This is a genomic window from Streptomyces sp. NPDC054796, from assembly GCF_053611545.1.
Genome location: NZ_JBSHAO010000018.1, coordinates 131755 through 151501, shown reverse-complemented (window position 1 = coordinate 151501; position 19747 = coordinate 131755). Strand labels below are relative to the sequence as shown.

Below are 19747 nucleotides of genomic sequence, written 5' to 3'. Positions count from 1 at the left end.
CATGCTCCGCGACGGCACCTTCTACGAACCCCGCCTCCCTGAAACAACCGCCGCATGACCAGCTCAGGCTTGACGAAGGACATAGAGGCACCCCCCGCTACCCCATCGATGCGGATCTGCCATGACGCCTCCCAACAGGACGAGCATCGCCTTGCCACCCCTCGTGGAACCTCCCAACAGCTTCACGGGCCATCTCGATGCCACAGGCCGCTCGGTGTCTCCTCGCGTCGAAGCCTGGCACCTGGACATCGGCGCCCCCGGCCCGGGCGATGACGAAGTCCTGGCCCGGGTCCGCGAGTACGTCAGCGACGCTGCGGCCAAGTGGGGGCTGTGCTCGCTGGCCGACGACCTCGCGTTGATGGCGGACGAGTTGGTGGGCAACGCGCTCAAGCACGGGGTGGCGCCCGTGACGCTGGACCTGCGCCGTGGCCCCTGCGACGTGTGTCTGGTGGTCACGGACGCGGGCCCCGGCTGGCCGGTTCTGCGTGAGCCGACGCTGGAGGACACCAACGGCCGTGGCATCGCACTCGTCTCCGCGCTGGCCGAGCAGTGGGGATGGTGGCGCCGGGGAAGACGCAAGGCGGTCTGGTGCTCGTGCTCGTGCCCTTCCCGCACGCCGGCCACCGTCAACCGATCGCCAGCGCCCACCCTGCGCGCGCTGTGAATGGAGTCTGTGCCCGGTGCGGTTGCTGGACAGCGGAGGGGCGCGTCGGCCAGTGGAACTCCCACGCGTCAGGCCCGGACCGGCCGGTCCTCGCTTGTCCCCTCTGCCCACCAGGGCGCACCGAACAGATCGCGTCCGTCACCGTCCTGCTCGCACTGATCGTCGTCCTTGTCTACGCCACCGTCACCCGTCACTGACCTGGAGCAGCCCCGTGCCTCGCGACCACACCGTCATCCTCACCGCACCGCTCGTCGGCGGGCGCGCCCTCCAACTGGTCACCGTCGCGCCACCCGATCAGCCTTGACTCATGACCGCCCCGCCCCCCGGGGAACCGTCGGCAGCGGTCCGGGGACGGGCCCCCTCTACGGCAACGTGAAGGCGCCCCGCGGCCGTTGACGCGCCCCTCCGCCCCGCCCCGCCCCTCCCCTTCCCGCCCCGTCACGGCTCGCCCGCCGCCGCCTCCGCATCGGTCGCGGTGCGCTGGATGCGGGAGAGGACCTTGGAGGGGCTGCCGTCGTCGGCGACGGCCTCACCGGCCGTCAGCTTCAGCTCCCGCACGGTCGGGCCCCAGGACGCCTTGCCGACGGGGTAGAAGACGGCCGTGTCCAGTTGGTCGAGGAAGGGCCAGACGTCCTTGTGCGCCGCCTCGTCGCGCATCGTCTCGGACGCGGGGACGGTCACCGGGAGCAGGTCGTAGCCCGAGGCGAAGGAGAGGACGTTCTTCTCGCCGTAGACGAAGTCGAGGAAGCCGCGGACCTCTTCGCGGTGTGAGCGCTGCTTGAACGCCACCAGCCAGTCGGCCACACCCGTCGTGGCCTCCGTCGGCCCGTCCTTGCCCGGCAGGGGAGCGATGCCGGACTCGATGCCGTTCTCCAGGGCCAGTTCCATCAGCGTGGGGTGCCCGTTGAGCATGCCGGCCTCGCCGCGGGTGAAGGCGTCGTAGGCGTCCTTGCGGTCGGTGCCCGCCGGGTCCGGGTTGGTGAGGCCCTTGCCCACCAGTTCGTCCCGCAGCCAGGTGAAGGTGGCGGTGTTCTCGGGGGAGTCGAGGGTGTAGCCGCCCGCGTCGTCCGTGTAGCCACCGCCGCCGCTGAGCATCCAGTTGAGGGTCTCGGCCTCGGCGTCCTCGGTGCCCAGCGGCAGCGCGTACGGCACCTTCACACCGGCGTCCTTCAACTTCGCCGCGTCCTCGCGCAGTTCGGCCCACGTCTTGGGCGGCTTCTTGATGCCCGCCTTCTCGAAGAGCTTCTTGTTGTAGAACAGCGCCCTGGTGTTCGCCGCGAACGGCAGCCCGTACTGCACCCTGCCCACCGTGCCCGCCTGCGCCATGGAGGGGACGAACGCGGCCTGGGTCGGCGTGGAGAGTACCTCGTCGGCGCTGTAGAGCTTCTCGCCGCGCGCGTACCCGGCGAAGGAGCCGCCGATCTGCGCCACGTCGGGCGCGTTGCCGGACCTGACGAGGGAGGCGACCTTCTCGTCGACCTCGTCCCAGGCGTAGACGTCCACGTCGACGGTGACGCCGGGGTGCTTCAGCGAGTAGCGGCTCGCGAGCTGGTCCCAGTACCGCTTGGAGCTGTTGCCGAAGCGGTCGCCGTGCTCGGCGGCCACCAGTTTCAGGGTGACGTCCTTCTTGAGGGGGCCGGTGCCGCACGCCGACAGCGCCGCCGTCAGGGCGACGACCAGTCCGGTCACGGCACACCCCAGGCGTCGGCCCCGGCCCCGGCTCCTGTGCCGGTCCGAGTGCCGGTCGTCTCTCCGACGCGTGTGCCCATCCCTGTACCGCCGCCGCACGCTCGTACCGCCTCCGCTCCGCGGCGGGCCGACGCACCCGAGCGCACGGTCCCGGCGCCGCGGCTGGAGTGTGCCGCGTGGCGGGGCGCCGGGTCCAGCACGGTACGGATACCGCTTCGGTCTCACGGATAACGGGTACGGGCCGACGCCGCGCCCGGCACCCGCGCCCGGCACCCCCGCCCCGTCACCCCAGCCACCCGCGGTCCGCCAGCTCCTTCACGAACCGCCCGTACGACTCCTCCAGCGCCTCCCGCTCCGCCGCCACCGGCTCCACCAGCCCACCCCCGTCACCGTTCCCGTCATCGTCGCCGCTCCCGCCGGTCATCGCGTCGGCCGCCTCCGTCAGCGACGGGTGCAGGGTGCCGGTGGCCGCGAGGAGCGTGGCGCCGAACGCGGTCTCCGCGCGCTCGGCGACCCGCAGCGGCAGCCCGAGCGCGGTCGCCCTGATCCGGTTCCACAGCGCGCTGCGGCTGCCGCCGCCCGCCGCGTGCAGCGGGCCCTCGACCGGCACGCCCAGCTCCCGTACCCGCTCCACGGCCAGCCGCTCCAGGAAGGCGACGCCCTCCAGGGCCGCACGGTGCGCGTCGGCCTCGTCGGCGGGGGTGCCGAGGGTGAAGCCGCGTGCCTCGCCGCTGACGAAGGGGAAGCGCTCGCCCTCCCTGCGCAGCGGATAGCGCACACAGGAGGCGGGACCGCGCCCGGCCGCCGCCGCGTCCAGCCCCGGCATACGTCGCGACGGTACGTCGGCCAGCGCCTCGCCGCCCGTGCTGGAGGCGCCGCCCGGCAGCCACCAGCCGTCGGGGTGACGGTGGCTGTAGAGGGCGCCGGAGGGGTCGGTGAGCAGTTCACGGGTGACGCCCTTGAGCACGTACGTCGTGCCCAGCACCCCCACGAACTGGCCCGGACGCACCGCGCCCGTGGCGAGCTGGCCCGCGCAGCCGTCCGTCATGCCCAGCCGCACCGCGCACCCCTCGGGCAGCCCGGTCTCGGCAGCCGCCGCCGCGCACACGGTGCCCGCTTCCGTGCCGGGGGCCCGCACCTCGGGCAGCCACTCGACGGGGATGCCGAGCGCGGCCAGCACCTCGTCGGGCCACTCCCGCGCGAGGGGGTCGTAGCCGGTCTTGAGCGCGTGGCTCCAGTCGGTGGGGACGGGGCCGCCCGTCAGCGCGGCGCCGATCACGTCCGGTGTGTGCAGCACCCGCAGCGCGCGGTACGGCGCCGCGGCGGCGCCCGCGAACAGGGCGCGGTCGCGGGCCGCCACGCCGTCGGCCGCCGAGCCCGTCAGCGCCGCGTACCAGCCGACCCTGCCCAGCGCCGCCGTCGGCCCGACGGTCAGGCCGAGCCGCTCCCACCTGCGGGAACCGGCCTCCTGGGCGCGGGCGTTGAGGGGGGCCGCCCTGCGGTCGTCGTACATCAGCGCGGGGCCCAGCGGGTGCCCGTCGGGACCGGCCAGCACCAGCGTTCCCGAGGTCGCCGAGACGGCCACGGCCACCACCTCGCGACCGCCCCCGGGCAGCGCCGAGGTCGCCTCGCGCAGTGCCCGCGCGGTGGCGGGCCACCAGGTGCGCGCGTCCTGCTCGCTGCGGCCCTGGCCCGTGCGTTCGGGCCGGGGGAGCGCGGCCCTGCCCTCGGCCAGCACCCGCCCGTGCGCGTCGGCGCACAGCACGCGCACGGCCGCGGTCGCGATGTCGATCCCGGCGACGACGGGCACGGGGGAGGGGGACGGGGAGGACGAGGAGGACGGGGGCTGCGGTGGCGCGGTACGCATGCGGAGCGGTCCTTTCCTGCTGTGATGTTCCGTGTGAACTTCACACGGCGGATGTGATGAACGGGAGCGACGCCGTCGTCACGGCCGGGACGACGAGGGCCGCGACGCGTCGTCGCCCGCGACCCGCACGTCGGTCTGCTTGCGCAGCTCGGCGACCAGCCGCGGGTCCGTCCGCGCGTCCACCACCACGTGGTCGAAGTCCGCGACGGGGCACAGCCGGTGCAGCGCCGTGCGCGGCATCTTCGAGTGGTCCATGAGCAGCGCCGTACGCGCCCCCGAGCCCAGCATCGCCCGCTTGACCAGCACCACGTCCTGCTCCTGGTGGTACGTCATGCGCGCGTCCATCGCCGACGTGCTCACCAGCACCAGGTCGACGGCGAGCGCCTCGACGGCCTCCACGCAGGGGACGCCCAGATACGAGTCGTGGGTGTGCGAATACTCCCCGCCCAGCGCGATCAGCCGCACCCCCTCCTGTCCCGCGAACACGTCCACCACGCGCCGCGCGTTCGTCAGCACCGTCAGCGGAACCGTGGCGGTCAGCAGCCCGGCCAGCGCGAGGGCCGTCGTGGAGTCGTCCAGCAGCACGGACATGCCGGGCTCCACCAAGCCTGCCGCGCTCCTCGCGATCGCCTCCTTCTCGGCGACGCGCACCCCGAGCCGGTAGTCGAGGTTGCTCTCGAAGACGCTGGAGGGCAGCGCCGAGACCCCGCCCCTGAAGCGCCGCAGCACGCCGCGCCTGGCCAGCTCGTCCAGGTCCCTGTGCACCGTCATCACGCTGACGCCCGTCAGCGCGGCGATCTCGGTGACGGTGACCGTGCCGTGCTCCAGCACATGCTCGGCGATGAGCTGGCGGCGGCTGTTCTGGGAGCGGGAGCCGTCCTGGGGGTTCCCCCGCGAACCGGCGCCCGTGCCCGTGCCGGTTCCGGATCCGGCGCTCGTGCCGGATCCGGCGTCCCGCGTCATCGCGCCGCCCCCTCGCGCACCGTCGCGCTGCCGTGGTCGCCGGGCACCGTGGGGACGTTCAGCGAGCGCAGCGCCGTACGCTCCCCGTCCACCTCGATCTCGGTGACGGCCGCGTTGTCCAGGCGCGGCAGCACGAGCCGGTAGCGGCCGACAGGGATGCCGAGCAGCGCGCACAGCCCCACGCGCAGCGCGGTGTTGTGCGCGACGACGAGCACGGCGCGGCCCGGGTGCTCCCGCGCGAGGCCGCGCAGCGCGGCGCCCACCCGCTCCGCGACGGCGGAGGGCGGCTCGGAGCCGGGGAAGGCGCCCTTGTCCGCGTCCTCCCTGAACGCCCGCACGATCTCCGGGTCCTCGGCCTCCATCTCGGCGAGGGTGCGCCCCTCGCCCCAGCCGAAGTCCACCTCGCGCAGCCCGTCCACGACCTGCGGTTCCAGGCCGAGCGCGCGGGCTGCGGGGAGCGCGGTGCGCCGTGCGCGGTCCAGCGGGGAGCAGGCCAGCGCGTCGACGCCGCGCCCCACCGCCCAGTCCGCGAGCGCGCGCGCCTGGCGGTCGCCCTCGTCCGTCAGCGGCACGTCCGAGATCCCCGCGTAGCGGTTCTCCGCGTGCCACACCGTCTGTCCATGGCGTACCAGCAGCAGCCGGGCGGTCATCTCGTCTCTCGTCCTCGTCTCCGTGGCTCGGGGCCGCGGGGGTGGCACAGCCGACCGTCCCCGCCCATTGCTTCTTATCGTCGATCGCTATAAATATAACAATCAACGTGTGGAAAACGAGGGGTCGTGAGCTACTGCGGCCCGGCGGTACGGTCCAGCGGCACGGAGAAAGGCAGTTCCATGCGATCCATCATCGGCGTCGACATCGGCACCTCCGTCACCAAGGCCGTCGTCTTCGACCGCGACGGACGCGCCCTGCACACCGCCGTGCGCCGCTCCCGCCTCGCCCGAGGGCCCGGCGGCATCGTCGAACAGGACCTGGAGGAGGTGCTGCGCTCCGTCGCCGAGGTGGTCGGCGAGGCCGCGGCCCCGCTGGAGCGCACGCCCGACGCGCTCGCGCTCACCGGGCAGGGCGACGGACTGTGGCTGAGGGACGCGGCGGGCAGGGCCGTGCGCCCGGCGATCTCGTGGATGGACGGGCGCGCCGCCGGACAGGTCGCCTCCTGGCAGCGCGACGGAACCGTCGACGCGGTGTACGCGCGCATCGGATCCGGCATGTTCCCCGGCTGCCACGCGCCCCTCCTCGCCTGGCTGCGCACGCACGAGCCCGAGACGCTGGAGCGCGCGGAGGTGGCCGGGTACTGCGTGGACGCCGTGGCCCAGCGGCTCACCGGCACCGTCGGAGTCGACGCGTCCGACGCCACGCTGCCCTTCCTCGACCCCGTCACCCGCACCTACGCGACGGAGGTACTCGACGCCTGCGGCCTCGCCGGCCTCGCCCATCTGCTGCCCCCGCCCGCCGCGCCCGGCACGGTGCTGACGCTGAACCGCGAGGGAGCGGAACTGCTCGGGCTGCCGGAGGGGCTGCCCCTGACGGCCGGGCCCTACGACCTGCCCGCGTGTGCCATCGGCAGCGGCGTCGGCGAGGTGGGCGAGGGGCTGCTCACGGTGGGCACGACCCTCGCCTGCCAGGTGCTCACCGACCGCGTCGACCTCGTGCCCGGCGCCGAACCCGCCGGCATGTGGCTGTGCACACCCGACCCCGGGAAGTGGCTGCGCGCCATGCCCGCCATGGTCGGCACGGCGGGCATCGACTGGGCGCTCGCGACGGTGGGCGCCACCACCGCGGACCTCGGGGACCTGCTCGCGCAGAGCCCGCCGGGCGCTGCGGGCGTCACCGCGCTGCCGTTCCTGTCGGAGGCGGGGGAGCGGGCGCCGTTCGTCGCGCCGGGCGCGCGCTGCCGGTTCGACGGGATCAGCCTCGCGCACGGGCGCGCCGACCTGGTCCGCGCCGTGTGCGAGGGCGTCGGCTACGCGGCACGCCACTGCCTGGAGACGGCGGGACTCTCCGCGGGGCTCGCGGCGTGTGGCGGCGGCACCCGTTCGGAGGGCTGGATGCGGACCTTCGCGGGGATACTGGGGCGCCCCGTGCGGGTGCCGGAGGAGACCGAGGTGGGTGCCAAGGGCGCCGCCATTGTGGCCCGTCGGGCGCTGGGGGACCCGGTGGACGAGGAGCGCTGGCACGCCGCCCACCACGTCGTGGAGCCGGATCCGCGCGAGCGCGAGCTGTACGAGCGGGGGTACGCCGCCTACCTCGGGGAGGTGGAGCGGAGCCGTCCGCGCTGGGAGGCGCCGTCGGGCTGACGGGGGATCCGGAGGCCGCCGTCCCCTTGACCGTGGTCCGACAAGCTGTAAAGTCTAGACCAATCGGTGAGCGTGAGACGGACCGTCAGCTCCCGGCCGCCGACGCGTGTGCGCGGAAGCGGCCGGCCCCACCGCCGACGGGTCCTCCTCACCCGCACCGTGGATCCACCCTCTCCACCCCCCGCTTCACACCACGCTCGACCCGCGTTCGACGAGGCCGCCTTCGAGGGGCGCTCGACACGGCGGTGCCGGCGCTGCCCCCCACCCTGCCGGCGGCTCACACCGTGAAGGAGTTGGCATGGACAAGAAGAGAAAGCTCGCCGCGCTCGTAGGAGCCGCACTGGCTCCCGTACTCGTGGTGACCCTGCCGGCCGGTTCGGCCAGCGCGCACGGCTACGTCTCCTCGCCCCCTAGCCGACAAGCGCAGTGCGCCGCGGGGGTCGTCCCCTGCGGGGACATCAAGTACGAGCCGCAGAGCGTCGAGGGTCCCAAGGGCCTGAAGAGCTGTAGCGGCGGCAACTCCCGGTTCGCCGAACTCGACGACGACAGCAAGGGCTGGAAGGTCACCCCCGTCGGCAAGACCGCGTCCTTCAAGTGGACGCTGACGGCGCGTCACGCCACCAGCACCTGGCAGTACTACGTCGGCGGCCAGAAGGTCGCGGAGTTCAACGACGGCGGGGCGCGGCCGGGCGAGACCGTCACGCACCAGGTCGACTTCGGTTCCCTCAGCGGCAAGCAGAAGGTGCTCGCCGTGTGGAACGTCGCCGACACCTCCAACGCGTTCTACGCCTGCACCGACGTCCAGATCGGCTGAAGTCTCCCGAGACCGACGTCGTCCGACCAGGACCAGGAAACCAAGGCCAGGGAGGCGCGGACGCAGGCCGACGGCCACGCAGGACGCGCGTGCGGCACACGTCCCGGCGTGCGCCGTACGCGCGGCACCCCCCCCGTCCGCGTCTCCCGACGATCCCGCACCCCGCGTACTTCCCCCGGGTGTACGGGTGACGCGGCGCATCGCGGGACCGGTCGGCCTCCGGTCCCGCGATGCCCCGCCCGGGCGCCCGGCGTCGCGTCGCGCGGCCCACCTCGCCCGCGTCTCCTGCGGAGCGGATCATCTGGCGGAGGTGCGGGCCGTGCGGGGCGCGTCAGGGCTGAATGTTTTCCAAGTCCTCGAGGAGGCTGGGGCGGGTCGGCTGCCACCCGAGGGCATCGCGGGTGCGGGCGCTGGACGACGGCTGGTCCATGGCGAAGATCGGTCCGAACGGACCGAAGCTCTCCTGCGGAACCTCCTCGACCGGCAGGCCCAGTCGCCGGCCGATGACTGTGGCGATGTCCCGCACCGTGTCGCCCTCGTCGGCGACGGCATGCCAGGCCGACCCGGCCGGCGCCGACTCCAGGACCAGCCGGAACAGGACCGCTGCGTCGAGCGCGTGCACGGCCGGCCAGCGCTGGGTGCCGTCACCCGGGTAACCGGCCACCCCGGTGCGGCGCGCCGCATCGGCCAACAGGCCGGCGAATCCGCCCTGGCCTTCGTTGTGGACCGTGCGCGGCATGCGGACAGCCATGCTGCGCAGACCACGCGAGGCGAGATCCAGCAGCGCTGTGACCGAACGGCCTCGACCGCCCACCGGTCCGTCGGTCGGCAGCGGATCGGCCTCGGTGGAGGCGCGTCCCGGCGCCCAGGGCGTACCCGAGACCGTGACGATCGGGCGGTCGCTTCCGATGAGTTCCTGCCCCAGCGTGGTGAGAGCGGCGCTCTCCTCGGCGATGCCCCGCGCGAGCGCGTCCGGACTGCCGTAGTCGCGTCCGAACGCCAGGCTGATCACACCGTCGGACTGCGCGGCGCCGGACCGCAGGACGTCGAGGTCCGCCAGATCTCCTCGCAGCACCTTGGCGCCAGCGCTTTCGAGGATCTGCGCGGAGTCGTCCGAGCGGGCCAGTGCGAGGACGGTGTGACCGTTGCCGAGCAGTTCGGTGACGACGGCGGATCCGATGGTTCCGGTGCCGCCGGTGACAAAGACGTGCATGAGCCCTCCTCGAAAGCGATGGGACTGTTGTCCCATCACTGACTCTACACAGTGACGGGACAACAGTCCCATCGCCTATCCTGGCCCCATGGCTAGATGGCAACCAGGGGCGACCCAGCGACTCGTCGTCGCGGCCGTCGACCTGTTCACCGAGCAGGGGTACGACGCCACCACGGTGGCGCAGATCGCCGAGCGCGCGGGCGTCACCAAGAGCACCTTCTTCCGGCACTTCTCCGACAAGCGCGAGCTGCTGGTCGCCGGCCAGGAGACGCTCAGCAGGCTGCTCGCCGACGGCATCACCGAGGCGCCTGCCGACGCCAGCCCGCTTCAGGCGGTGGCAGCCGGCCTTGAGCGCGCGTCGGGCGCCATGGGGCCGGTGAACCGCGAACTCGGCCCCCGCCTCAAGGCGGCGGTGGCAGCCAGCACCGAACTTCAGGAGCGGGACGCCCTCAAGAGCGTGGGTCTCGCGGCTGCCATGACAGCCGCGCTCATCGCCCGCGGTGTTCCCGACGCGACCGCGCATCTCGCGGGCGAGCTGGGAGTCCTCGCGTTCAAGCGGGGCTATGCCCAGTGGTCGGAAAGCCAGGGTGACGGCGCGGAAGGGCTCGCGTCACATGCGCTGGCAGCCTTGGAGGACCTGCGTGCGGCAACGGCGTCGCTGGGCTGACCGATGCCGCGGACAGCCACCCGCGACCGGCGTGAGCACCCCGGGAACCGGTCACGCCGATCCCTTGACCCGCCGCTTCGAGCTGACGGAGGCGCACAGGGCCTCATCGCACCTCACCGCACCGCACCTCACCGCACCACCGCGAACCGCAGATGCTTGACGCCGGGCGACTCGATGACCCGGGTGCGCTCCAACTCGACCTTCCTGGTGCCCAGATGGTCGAAGAGGCGGAGGCCCCCGCCGCGCAGTACCGGCACCAGATGGATCTGGATCTCGTCCAGCAGCCCCGCGCGCAGACACTGCTGCACCACCGTCCCGCCGAGCAGCCCGATGCGTCCGTCGCCCGCTGCCGCCCGTGCCCGCTCCACCGCGCGCTCCAGGCCGTCGGTGACGAACGTGAACGTGAAGGAACCGGACCCGGACCCGGGCTCCGCGCACGCCCAGGACGGCCCGGATGTCCCGGTCGCCTCGGTCGCCTCGGTCGCCTCGGTCGCTTCGGATGCCGTGGCTGTCGTGGGCTCGGGGCTCTCGCGGGTGAGGACGAAGCAGGGAGTGGCGCGCAGTGGGCCGCCGTAGAACCGGCCGCCCTCGCTCCGGCACAGGTCGTAGGAGCGTCTGCCCATCACCACCGCGCCCGTGGCGCGCAGATCCGCGGTGTCGTGCGGTGCCGCGATGAAGCCGTCGAGCGACATCGACATGCTGGAAAAGACCCGTCCCATGTCCCCTCCACCGGGGGTAGTCCTCCCGCCGCCCCCGGATCCGCACACCGTGCGGGCCGCGGGGGACGGCTGCTGACGGAGTGCGGACCGGTGGGTCGCGGGGAACTCATCGCCACGGGCCGGATCATCAACAATCCGCATCCGCGGTCATGTTCGGCATGGGAAGCGCCGTTTCCGGGCCGGTTTTCTGTTGTTTCGCGTTCAGTCCTGACGGCTCTGGCGGGGGAGTGGGAGTGGGGTCAGCCGATCTCGGCGCCCGTGGCCTCCAGCGCCGCCGTGACCGGCTGGAAGAAGGTCTCGCCGCCCTGGGTGCAGTCGCCGCTGCCGCCCGAGGTCAGGCCGACGGCCGCGTCACCGGCGAACATGGGCCCGCCGCTGTCCCCGGGCTCCGCGCACACGTCGGTCTGGATGAGGCCGTTGACGATGTCGCCGTTGCCGTAGTTGACGGTGGCGTCGAGGCCCGTGACGGTGCCGTCGCTCAGCCCTGTGGTGCTGCCGCTGCGCTGGACCTCCATGCCCACGCTCGCCTCGGCGGCCGAGGTGATCTCCCGGGTGGTGCCGTCCTGGAGGCTGACGGCACTGGGCGCCTCGGCGGCGGTGTCGTCGTAGGCCACCAGCGCGAAGTCGGCCTCGGGGAACCGGGAATCGGCGACCGTGCCCAGTGCCGTGGCCCCGGCCTGGTCCGAGGTCCAGGTCGCGGAGGCGTTGCCGCAGTGGCCGGCGGTGAGGAAGGCGGGGGCGCCTTCGAGGGTGACGTTGAAGCCCAGCGAGCATCGGGAGCCGCCGCCGAAGATGGCGTCGCCGCCGACCGGGGCCGCGTCCGCCGCGTCGCTGCCGCTTCCGCTGCTGCCGTCGCCCGGGCCCGGTGCGTCGGCTGACGGGTCGGTGCCGTCCCCTCCCTCCGCGCCGCCGTCCTCGCTGCCGTCGCCGTGGAACGGGGTGAACTCGCCGCGGGAGCGCCGCACGGTCACCGTTCCGCTCATCGCGTCGGCGGTGCGGCGCAGCGTGGCCAGGTCGGCGCCGGTGACGGTGCGGTCGGCGAGGACGACGACCCTGTTCGTCCTGGGGTCGGCCGACCAGGCGGTGCCGGGGATCGACGCCTCGTCCGCGAGGGTGTCCGCCGCGGCCGACAGCTCGGCGCGGCTGTTCTCCACGACCCGGGCCCGCGCGCCGCGTGCGCGCACCTCCCGCGCCGTCTCCTCGTCGACGACGTTCATGACCAGGCGCTCGCTGTCGCGGTCGAAGTACCAGCCGGCGGTCTTCCCGCCCAGCTCCGAGGAGAGCCCGGAACCCAGCGTCGCCGCAGCGTGCGCGGTGAGCGTCGCGGGGCCCTCGGCCCGGTCGGGGCTCGCGTTGGCGTGCGGCAGCAGGATCACCGCTGCCGCGAGCGCGGTGGCGGCGGCCCCGGCTATGACGTAGGTCCGTTTGCTGTTCTCGCGTCGGTGGTTCAGTCGGTTGTTCAACTCGTCGACCTCCCTGGGCGGCGGACCGGCCCGCGGCCGGACCGCTGGAACAGAGCGGTGTGCGGCCGGACGGTAGGCCGCACCCCATGCCGCTCAGAGGTACACGCCCCCGCAGCCACGCGGTGAGGACCGCTCACGTTGCGCGGGATTCCGGCACCGCGCGGCGGGGGCGTGTAAGGTCGGCAGGCTCGTCACGCGGCCGCCTGGCGACGGGCCGCGCCTGAGGTGTGACGCCCTGTCACGGGGCCGCCTCGGCACGGTGACGCCCCGTCATGGTGACGACCGGTCACCGAGTTACCTCGCCATGATGACGCCTCGCCCTGAAGCCACCTCGCCGAAGTGACGCCCCGTCACTTCGAGGGGGCCCGTCACACGGCCGCCCCCAGCCCGTACACCCGCCGCGCGTTGTCCGCCGCCAGCATCGCCGTCACCCGGTCCGCGTCCTCCCCCGACCAGGCGCCCTCCGCAGTCCAGTGCTCCAGCAACCGGGACAGCGCCTCGCCGAACAGGCGGGCGCCCACGACGTACAGCTCGGGCAGCCCGTACGCGTCCGTCGAGAACAGCAGCTTCCCGAACGGCGTCAGCTCCAGCATTTCGGCGAGCACCGGCCCGGCCCGTGCGCCCGTGTGCGTGAGCGAGAGCCCGACGTCGGCGTAGACGTGCGGGTAGGCCGCGGCGAGATAGCCCGCGTTGCGGTGGTACGGGTAGCCGTGCAGCAGCACCAGCGGGGTGCCCCACGGCGCCGTGGCCCGTACGAACTCCGTGAGCAGCGCGGGGTCGCAGCGGTCCAGGCGCAGATCCGGGTCGCCGAAGCCGGTGTGGAGCTGCAACGGCAGGCCCGTGCGGACGGCGGACCACAGCAGGTGGCGCAGCAGGACCGGATCGCGCAGCCGCTCCCCGTGCTGCCGCCCGGTGTGCCAGCGGACGGCTGCCGTGCGCACCTCCGCGTGCCCGGGCGGCTCGGGCGCCAGATCGAGGCCGTGCCGGTAGGCGGCGACGGACTTGAACGCGACGGCCGAGCGCGTGTACCGCAGCACCGACTCGTCCAGCTCGACGAGGAAGGCGTGGCCGTCGCGCGAGGCGTCGGCGGCGTGCTCGGCCAGCGTCTCCAGGCGGACGACCTCGTGCGCCGTCGCGCGGCCCGCCTCGGCCAGTTCGCTGGGCGTCAGCAGATCGCCCGGCAGGCCCGTGTCGACGAGCAGCGTCGCGACGCCGCTCGCGCGCAGCATCAGCCGGGTGACCTCACCGGGGCCCAGCTCGCCGCGTCTGGCGAGGTAGACGTCGGGCGGGCAGTGCGGCTCCAGGCCGAGCACGGGCGCGCACCAGCGGCGCACGGCGAAGCCGAGCTGCGTGTCGAAGAAGCTGGTGCCGGGCGCTGCCGGCGCGTCCGACTCGGTCAGGAACTCCTCGAAACCCGCGCGGTCCAGGGGCGTGCGGACCACTCCGTGGCAGTGGTGGTCCACCAGCGGCGGCAGCGCGGGGCGGCGGGGCGACAATCAGTACCTTCCGCGCGTCGCCGCGACGATCTCGTGGGGCGTCGCCCCGGCGAACAGCTCGGACTCCGCCCTCCGTACGGCCGCGATGGCCCCGAACAGCGGCTCTCCCAGTGCCTCGCGCAGTGTCTTGGAGCGCTCGAAGTGGCCCAGTGCCTCGGGCAGCGAGGTGGGCAGCCGGGGCTGTGCCGTCCTCGCGTGCGCGGGGTCGCCGGCGACGGGCGGCGGCAGCCGCAGCCCCGCTTCGAGCCCGGCGAGTCCGGCGGCGATGACGGCGCCGGTGACCAGATACGGATTCGCCGCCGGATCACAGCACTTGACCTCGGCGTTCGCCGCTCCGGGGTGCCCCGGGGAGGCGGCGACGAAGCGCAGCGCGGCCTCGCGGTTCTCCGGCCCCCAGCACTGGTAGGCACCGGCCCACTGGGAGGGCTGGAGCCGCAGATAGCTGGCCGGGGTGGGGGCGCCGACGGCCAGCAGCGCGGGCAGTTCGCTCAGCACTCCGGCGAGGAACGCCTCGCAGTCCGCCGTCATCCCGTCCGGGCCCTCGCCGCCCTCGTCACTCTCACCGCCCTCGCACAGGTTCTGCCCGTCGCGCCACAGGCTCAGATGCAGATGCCTGCCGTTGCCGACGCCGCCCACCTCCACCACGGGCGCGAAGGAGGCGGCGTAGCCGTGCCGCAGGGAGACCGCGCGGACCGTCTCCCGTACGAGGACGGCGAGGTCGGCAGCGCCGACGGGGTCCGTGGGCGCGACGGAGACCTCGAACTGGCCCTGCGCGTACTCGGGGTGGATCTGGAGCACTTCGACGTCCTGCGCGGCGAGCGCGTCCAGCACGTCGCGGACGTAGTCGGACAGCTCGACCAGCCTGGCCATCCCGTAGGCGGGTCCTGTGGAGGGGTAGCGGAGCGGGGCGTGGCGCGCGGGGTGGAGGGCGGTGCGGGGTGTGGCGTGGGGTGTGGCGTGGGCCGGGGTGTCGGCGCTCGCGCCCGGAGCGGCAGCCTCCGCGCGGGTGATCACCCACTCCGTCTCGAAGCCCGCCCTGAGTTCGAGCCCGTGCCGCTCGGCGGCCCGTTCGACGGCGTGGCGCGCGAAGTGCCGCTGGCAGGCGGCGTAGGGCTCGCCGCTCTGCTCGAACCTGTCGACGGGCGCCCACGCCCAGCCCGGCTGCGCGGCGAGCGGGGTGAGCCGGGCGAGGTCGGGGCGCAGCCGCAGATCGCCGTCGGGGCCGCCGATATGGGGGCTGGTCGTCGCAGAGTCGTCCACGAGATACACGTCGAAGACGGGGGACATGCCCACGCCCGTCCGCGCGGCGCTCGCCAGCCGGTCGGTCGGTACGGCCTTGACGCGGGTGATGCCCGCGACGTCCACCCAGGTCAGGGCCACGCCGTGGACGCCCGCCGCGCTGAGCCGGTCCGTCGCCTCGCGGGCCTGTTGTTCGGCCGGGATCCGCTGTGTCGTACTCATGACGGCCGTCTACTCCGTCCGTCGGCCCGGGGCAAGGCCGCACGGCCGCGTGTCGGAGCGGAACGCCTCGTACCGCGCTCCCTCTCCGCCATGGGCCCGCTGCGTCAGCGCGAGGCCGGGTCCGGGTCCGGGGCCGGGACCGCTGAGGGCAGCCCCGGGAAGAGGTGCGCCATGAACGGGTTGCGGAACTTGCCCTCCGGATCGTGCTCCTGGAGCAGCGCGGCGAACTCGGGCGCCCGCTCGTACAGCGCGACGATCTCACCGGGTGACGTGGTCGTGAGCTTCCCCCAGTGCGGGCGCGCCTCCAGCGGCATCAGCAGCTCCTCCATGGCCGCTATCGCGGGGAGCACGGCCGCGGTGTCCTGGACCCAGGTGAAGTGGACGGTGAGCGAATCGCGCCCGTAGGCGGGGCTGAGCCACAGGTCCTCGGCCGCGACCGTGCGCACCTCCGAGGTCTGGAGCACCGGCCCGATCACGCCCGCGAGCCCGCGCAGCGCGGCGAGGACCTCGGGCGCCCGCTCGCGGGGGAGATACAGCTCCGACTGGAGTTCCGTGCCGTTGCTGGGCGTGAAGTCGGGCCGGAAGTGGGGCAGCCGCTCGAACCAGGGCCCTGGCACGCCGCCCTGCGTGGTGCAGGAGTCCGGGGCCATGCCGGGGATCGGATGACGCGGCCCTTCGGCGAGCCGCCCGCCCTGCCAGGCCGGGCCCGGGTGCTCCGTGCCGTGCCGGTCGGTGCGCCGCTTGAGCCAGACGACGGCGGTGCCGTCGAGCCAGTCGGCGAACGCGCTGACGCTGTAGGCCGAGCCGAAGATCTCGTCGAAGTCCTCGGCCAGCCGCTCCAGCGGCACCCCGTCGTAGACCCACTGCGCCACCTCGAAGGCGGGCTCGGTGTCCAGCGTCAGCTCGGTGACCACACCGAGCGCGCCGAGGCTGACGACACTGCCGGCGAAGCACTCCGGGTCGGCGTCCCGGCTCATCCGCCGCACCTCGCCGTCCGGGCCCACCACGCTGAAGCCCGCGACGGCCGAGGCGAGGCTCCGCTGCGCCGAGCCCGAGCCGTGCGTGCCGGTCGCGCAGGAACCGGCAACCGAGATGTGGGGCAGCGACGCCATGTTGGCCAGCGCGCGGCCCTGCGAGTGGAGCACGGCCGCGAGTTCGCCGTAGCGCGTACCGGCGCCGACGGTGACGGTGGCGCAGGTGCCGTCGGTCTCGATCTTCGACGGGAGTCCGTCGACGCGGACGAGATCGCCGCTCGTGTCGGCGATCCGGTTGAAGGAATGCCCGCTGCCGAGCGCGCGCACCTGCGTGGCCGAGGCCACGAGGTCCCGCAGCTCGTCCAGGGAGGCGGGCCGATGGACCCGCGCGGCGCCGAAGGTGGTGTTGCCCGCCCAGTTCCGGGTCGGAGGGCCGGTTGTCAGCATGTGCGATCCGATCCGGTGAAGGCTCCGTCGATCTTCTTCAGTCTCCGCCAGGCCGTGCTGGCCTGCGCCGACGACCCTAGTACGAAAACGCTTTCGCGACGACGGTGCACAACACGCGCCGGACGCGTGTGCGAACGGGCGCGCCGGGGCACGATCTTGAAGCGCCGGGAGCGCGCGCCGGGAGCGCGCGGGGAACCGCGCCCCGCGCGGCGCGGAGCCGATCAGAGGCCGAGGGAGGGAGAACCGTGGGACTGCCGCTCGACGGCGTACTGGTGGCCGACTTCAGCCGCGTCCTCGCGGGCCCGCTGGCCGCCTCGACCCTCGCCGATCTCGGGGCCCACGTGATCAAGGTCGAGCGCCCCGGCACCGGCGACGACACCCGCGCGTGGGGCCCGCCCTTCTCCGAGGACGGCACCGCCGCCTACTTCGACGCGGCCAACCGCTCCAAGAGCGGCCTCGCCCTCGACCTCGCCGACCCGCGCGACGCCGCCCTCGCCAGGGAGCTGGCCCGCCGCGCGGACGTTCTCGTGGAGAACTTCCGCCCCGGCGGACTGCGCGCCTACGGCCTCGACCACGCCTCCGCGCTCGCCGCCAACCCCGGCCTCGTCTACTGCTCCATCAGCGGCTTCGGCTCGGGCGAGGGCGCCGACCTGCCCGGCTACGACTTCGTCGTCCAGGCCGTCGGCGGCCTCATGAGCATCACGGGCGAGCCGGGCGGCCCGCCCCTCAAGGCGGGCGTCGCGCTCGTGGACGTGCTCACCGCGAAGGACGCCACCACCGGCATCCTGGCCGCACTGCGCCACCGCGACCGCACGGGCGAGGGCCAGTTGGTGGAGGTCAGCCTGCTCTCCTCGCTGCTGGCCTCCCTCGTCAACCAGGCGTCGGCCCACCTGCTCACGGGCCGCGACCCAGGGCCGCTCGGCAACCGGCACCCCAGCATCGCGCCCTACGAGACGCTCGCGTGCCGGGACGGCCCGCTGGCCGTCGCCGTCGGCAACGACCGGCAGTTCCGGGCCATGGCGGCGGCGGTCGGGGACCCGGAGCTGGCGGACGACCCACGCTTCGCGCGCAACGCGGACCGGGTACGGCACCGCGAGGCCCTCGTCGAGACACTGGAGCGCCATCTCGCGCGGGACACCGCGCAGAGCTGGGCGGAGCGGCTGACGGCCGCCTCCGTCGCGTGCGGCCCCGTCAACTCCCTCTCGCAGGCGCTCGCGCTGGCCGGACGGCTGGGCCTGGACCCCGTCGTTCCGGTGGGCGCCGGCAGGGTGCCGCAGACGCGCAGCCCGCTGCGGATGTCGGCGACGCCCGTGGCCGAGCCCGTCGCGCCGCCCCGCCTGGACGAACAGGGGGCGGTGCTGCGGGAGTGGCTGGAGGGTCCGGCGGAGGAGCCCGTTCCAGGGGGCGGGCCGTGAACTCGGGCCCGTACGGGCAGAGGTAGAGTGTGGCGCTCCGTATCCGGCCGGGTGCCCGGCGGGCGGTGGCGGGGAGGGGCCGGAGGGCCCGTTTCCGGCCTGGAGCCGCCCGTTTGACGTCCGTTGCCGTCCGGGTTCCGGCCGGGACTCCGCACCCGGCGGAGGGCCGGAAGGGGTCCGGTGGGGCCCGGCGGGCGCCGGTGACGGAAAATGCCTTATTTCGCAGAGCTTGATCGCGGGAAGAATTCCTGTGGCTCATGCCAGGGAAATCCCGCGGGCTCGGACAAATGGAGTGGTGAAAACGACGTTGTCGGTGGTGTGGCCCAAGCAGTTACCGCACGGGGAGCCAGAGCATGCGTATCACTAGCGCGACGGGCGAATGCCCTGGCGGGCAGGCGGGCGAGGTCCCCGCCTCGGGGCCCGCCGTACCTCGGCTCGTGCTCGGCACCCGGCTGCGCCGTCTGCGCGAGGCACAGTTCATCACGGCGGCCGAGGCCGCCGATTCCCTCCGCGCTCCCGAGGAGCACGTCACGGCGATGGAGCTGGGCCGCTCGGGTTTCCGGCCGCGCGACGTCGCGGACTTCCTCCGGATCTACGGCGTCACGGACGAGGCCGAGCGCGCCACCCTCATCGCGCTGATGGAGGAGGCCAACAGGCCCGGATGGTGGCACTCCTACCAGGACGTGGTGCCCGCGTGGCTGCACACGTACCTGGGCATGGAGGAGGCCGCCGGGGTCATCCGCAGCTACGAGGTCCAGTTCGTGCCCGGCCTGCTCCAGACCCCCGACTACGCGCGCGCCGTGATCGCCCTGCGCGACGACGCCGGGGAGCCCCGCGCCGCGGAGCGGCGCGAGCGGCGCCTGGCCCTGCGGATGCGCCGCCAGGAGATCCTGCGCGGGCCGCGCCCGCCGCATCTGTGGGCCGTCATCGACGAGGCTGCGCTGCGCCGTCCCATCGGCGGCCCCGAGGTCATGCGCGCCCAGTTGCGGCACCTCATCGAGGTCTGCGAACTCCCGCATGTGACGGTCCAGGTGATGCCGTTCGCCGCGGGCGGCCACCCCGCCGCGGGCGGGCCCGTGACGCTGCTGCGGCTGCCGCAGAGCGAACTCCCCGACGTCGTCTACCTGGAGCAGCTCCACGGCGCCCACTACCCCGAGGACCCGGCGGACGTCGAGCGCTACCGCCACGTCATCGACCACCTGGTCACCCGCGCCGAACCCGCGACGCGCACCCGCGCCTTCCTGGAGCGGATCCTCGACGAGACGGCGACGTCGAGGGGGCGCCGGGGGCGGTGAAGGCCGGGTCCGGGCGGGCACGGCCGCGACGGGAGGGGACCTGACAGCGGCGAGGCAGGGCACGGTGGCTCAGGGCCATCTCTCCACGTACTCGTCCGAGTAACCCCCGTGGTCGTCCTGCCACCACGCCACCCGGCAGTCCAGGCACGTGTACCGCCACCGGTAGATCCCCGTCCGAGGGTCCACGGCCTGGGACAGGACTATGGCGATCCCCTGGCACTGCACACACTCGACGGGGCCGACGCTCGCGCTCATGCCGACAGCCTCTCAGCCGGGCGGGACGCGCAGGGGGCGTTGGGCCCGGCG

17 protein-coding genes are annotated in these 19747 nt (G+C 73.9%); 6 read left to right on the top strand and 11 right to left on the bottom strand.

Translation table 11 applies throughout. The annotated features are described in order from the left end of the window. Positions 1-163: 163 nt before the first annotated feature. Positions 164-664 (top strand): ATP-binding protein, encoded by a 501-nt coding sequence (locus tag ACWGJ2_RS17725; protein WP_453347018.1) that lies wholly within the window; start codon positions 164-166, stop codon positions 662-664. Positions 665-1102: 438 nt separating this feature from the next. Here ACWGJ2_RS17725 and ACWGJ2_RS17720 read toward each other — a convergent pair whose 3' ends face one another. The 4 genes from ACWGJ2_RS17720 to ACWGJ2_RS17705 all read right to left on the bottom strand — a co-directional run bounded on the left by ACWGJ2_RS17720 (position 1103) and on the right by ACWGJ2_RS17705 (position 5833). Then, positions 1103-2353: an extracellular solute-binding protein gene (locus ACWGJ2_RS17720; protein WP_453347017.1), complete on the bottom strand. Its 1251-nt coding sequence runs from the start codon at positions 2351-2353 to the stop codon at positions 1103-1105. Between the two features lie 283 nt (positions 2354-2636). After that, complete coding sequence (locus ACWGJ2_RS17715) at positions 2637-4220, bottom strand: FGGY-family carbohydrate kinase (protein ID WP_453347016.1); 1584 nt, start codon at positions 4218-4220, stop codon at positions 2637-2639. Positions 4221-4298: 78 nt separating this feature from the next. Continuing rightward, entirely contained in the window at positions 4299-5183 is an 885-nt protein-coding gene (locus tag ACWGJ2_RS17710; RefSeq protein ID WP_453347015.1) for a DeoR/GlpR family DNA-binding transcription regulator, read from the bottom strand. After that, positions 5180-5833 carry a histidine phosphatase family protein gene (locus tag ACWGJ2_RS17705; protein WP_453347014.1) on the bottom strand — a complete coding sequence of 218 codons (654 nt, stop codon included), beginning with the start codon at positions 5831-5833 and terminating at the stop codon, positions 5180-5182. Before ACWGJ2_RS17705 ends, ACWGJ2_RS17710 begins: the two co-directional genes overlap by 4 nt. Before the next feature lie 180 nt (positions 5834-6013). Here ACWGJ2_RS17705 and ACWGJ2_RS17700 point away from each other — a divergent pair, with 180 nt between their 5' ends. Together ACWGJ2_RS17700 and ACWGJ2_RS17695 are read left to right on the top strand one after the other, a co-directional pair. After that, the gene (locus ACWGJ2_RS17700; protein WP_453347013.1) at positions 6014-7477 is read left to right on the top strand and encodes an FGGY family carbohydrate kinase; all 1464 of its coding nucleotides are present in this window, start codon (positions 6014-6016) and stop codon (positions 7475-7477) included. Between the two features lie 298 nt (positions 7478-7775). Then, the gene (locus ACWGJ2_RS17695; protein ID WP_453347012.1) at positions 7776-8291 is read left to right on the top strand and encodes a lytic polysaccharide monooxygenase auxiliary activity family 9 protein; all 516 of its coding nucleotides are present in this window, start codon (positions 7776-7778) and stop codon (positions 8289-8291) included. A gap of 331 nt (positions 8292-8622) precedes the next feature. Here the strand turns inward: ACWGJ2_RS17695 and ACWGJ2_RS17690 are convergent, their stop codons facing one another. Beyond that, a complete protein-coding gene (locus ACWGJ2_RS17690; protein WP_453347011.1) occupies positions 8623-9504 on the bottom strand; it encodes an SDR family oxidoreductase in 882 nt (293 codons plus the stop codon). Positions 9505-9592: 88 nt separating this feature from the next. On the opposite strand from ACWGJ2_RS17690, the gene ACWGJ2_RS17685 reads away from it, so the two are divergent. Continuing rightward, entirely contained in the window at positions 9593-10171 is a 579-nt protein-coding gene (locus ACWGJ2_RS17685; RefSeq protein WP_453347010.1) for a TetR/AcrR family transcriptional regulator, read from the top strand. Between the two features lie 128 nt (positions 10172-10299). Here the strand turns inward: ACWGJ2_RS17685 and ACWGJ2_RS17680 are convergent, their stop codons facing one another. From ACWGJ2_RS17680 to ACWGJ2_RS17660, 5 genes are all read right to left on the bottom strand, one after another. Then, positions 10300-10890 carry a dihydrofolate reductase family protein gene (locus ACWGJ2_RS17680; protein ID WP_453347009.1) on the bottom strand — a complete coding sequence of 197 codons (591 nt, stop codon included), beginning with the start codon at positions 10888-10890 and terminating at the stop codon, positions 10300-10302. A gap of 239 nt (positions 10891-11129) precedes the next feature. Next, positions 11130-12353, bottom strand: coding sequence for a S1 family peptidase (locus tag ACWGJ2_RS17675; RefSeq protein WP_453347008.1), 1224 nt, complete (start codon positions 12351-12353; stop codon positions 11130-11132). 368 nt (positions 12354-12721) lie between these two features. Further along, positions 12722-13849, bottom strand: a complete 1128-nt coding sequence (locus ACWGJ2_RS17670) for an amidohydrolase family protein (protein ID WP_453347007.1) — start codon at positions 13847-13849, stop codon at positions 12722-12724. Continuing rightward, positions 13850-15310, bottom strand: a complete 1461-nt coding sequence (locus ACWGJ2_RS17665) for a glutamine synthetase (RefSeq protein ID WP_453347006.1) — start codon at positions 15308-15310, stop codon at positions 13850-13852. 104 nt (positions 15311-15414) lie between these two features. Next, complete coding sequence (locus tag ACWGJ2_RS17660) at positions 15415-16731, bottom strand: FAD-binding protein (protein WP_453347005.1); 1317 nt, start codon at positions 16729-16731, stop codon at positions 15415-15417. 245 nt (positions 16732-16976) lie between these two features. Here ACWGJ2_RS17660 and ACWGJ2_RS17655 point away from each other — a divergent pair, with 245 nt between their 5' ends. Continuing rightward, positions 16977-18146, top strand: a complete 1170-nt coding sequence (locus tag ACWGJ2_RS17655) for a CaiB/BaiF CoA transferase family protein (protein ID WP_453347004.1) — start codon at positions 16977-16979, stop codon at positions 18144-18146. Positions 18147-18499: 353 nt separating this feature from the next. Beyond that, entirely contained in the window at positions 18500-19441 is a 942-nt protein-coding gene (locus tag ACWGJ2_RS17650; protein WP_453347003.1) for a helix-turn-helix domain-containing protein, read from the top strand. A 69-nt stretch (positions 19442-19510) separates the two neighbouring features. Here ACWGJ2_RS17650 and ACWGJ2_RS17645 read toward each other — a convergent pair whose 3' ends face one another. Beyond that, the gene (locus tag ACWGJ2_RS17645) at positions 19511-19696 is read right to left on the bottom strand and encodes a hypothetical protein (RefSeq protein ID WP_453347002.1); all 186 of its coding nucleotides are present in this window, start codon (positions 19694-19696) and stop codon (positions 19511-19513) included. Between the last annotated feature and the right edge of the window lie 51 nt (positions 19697-19747).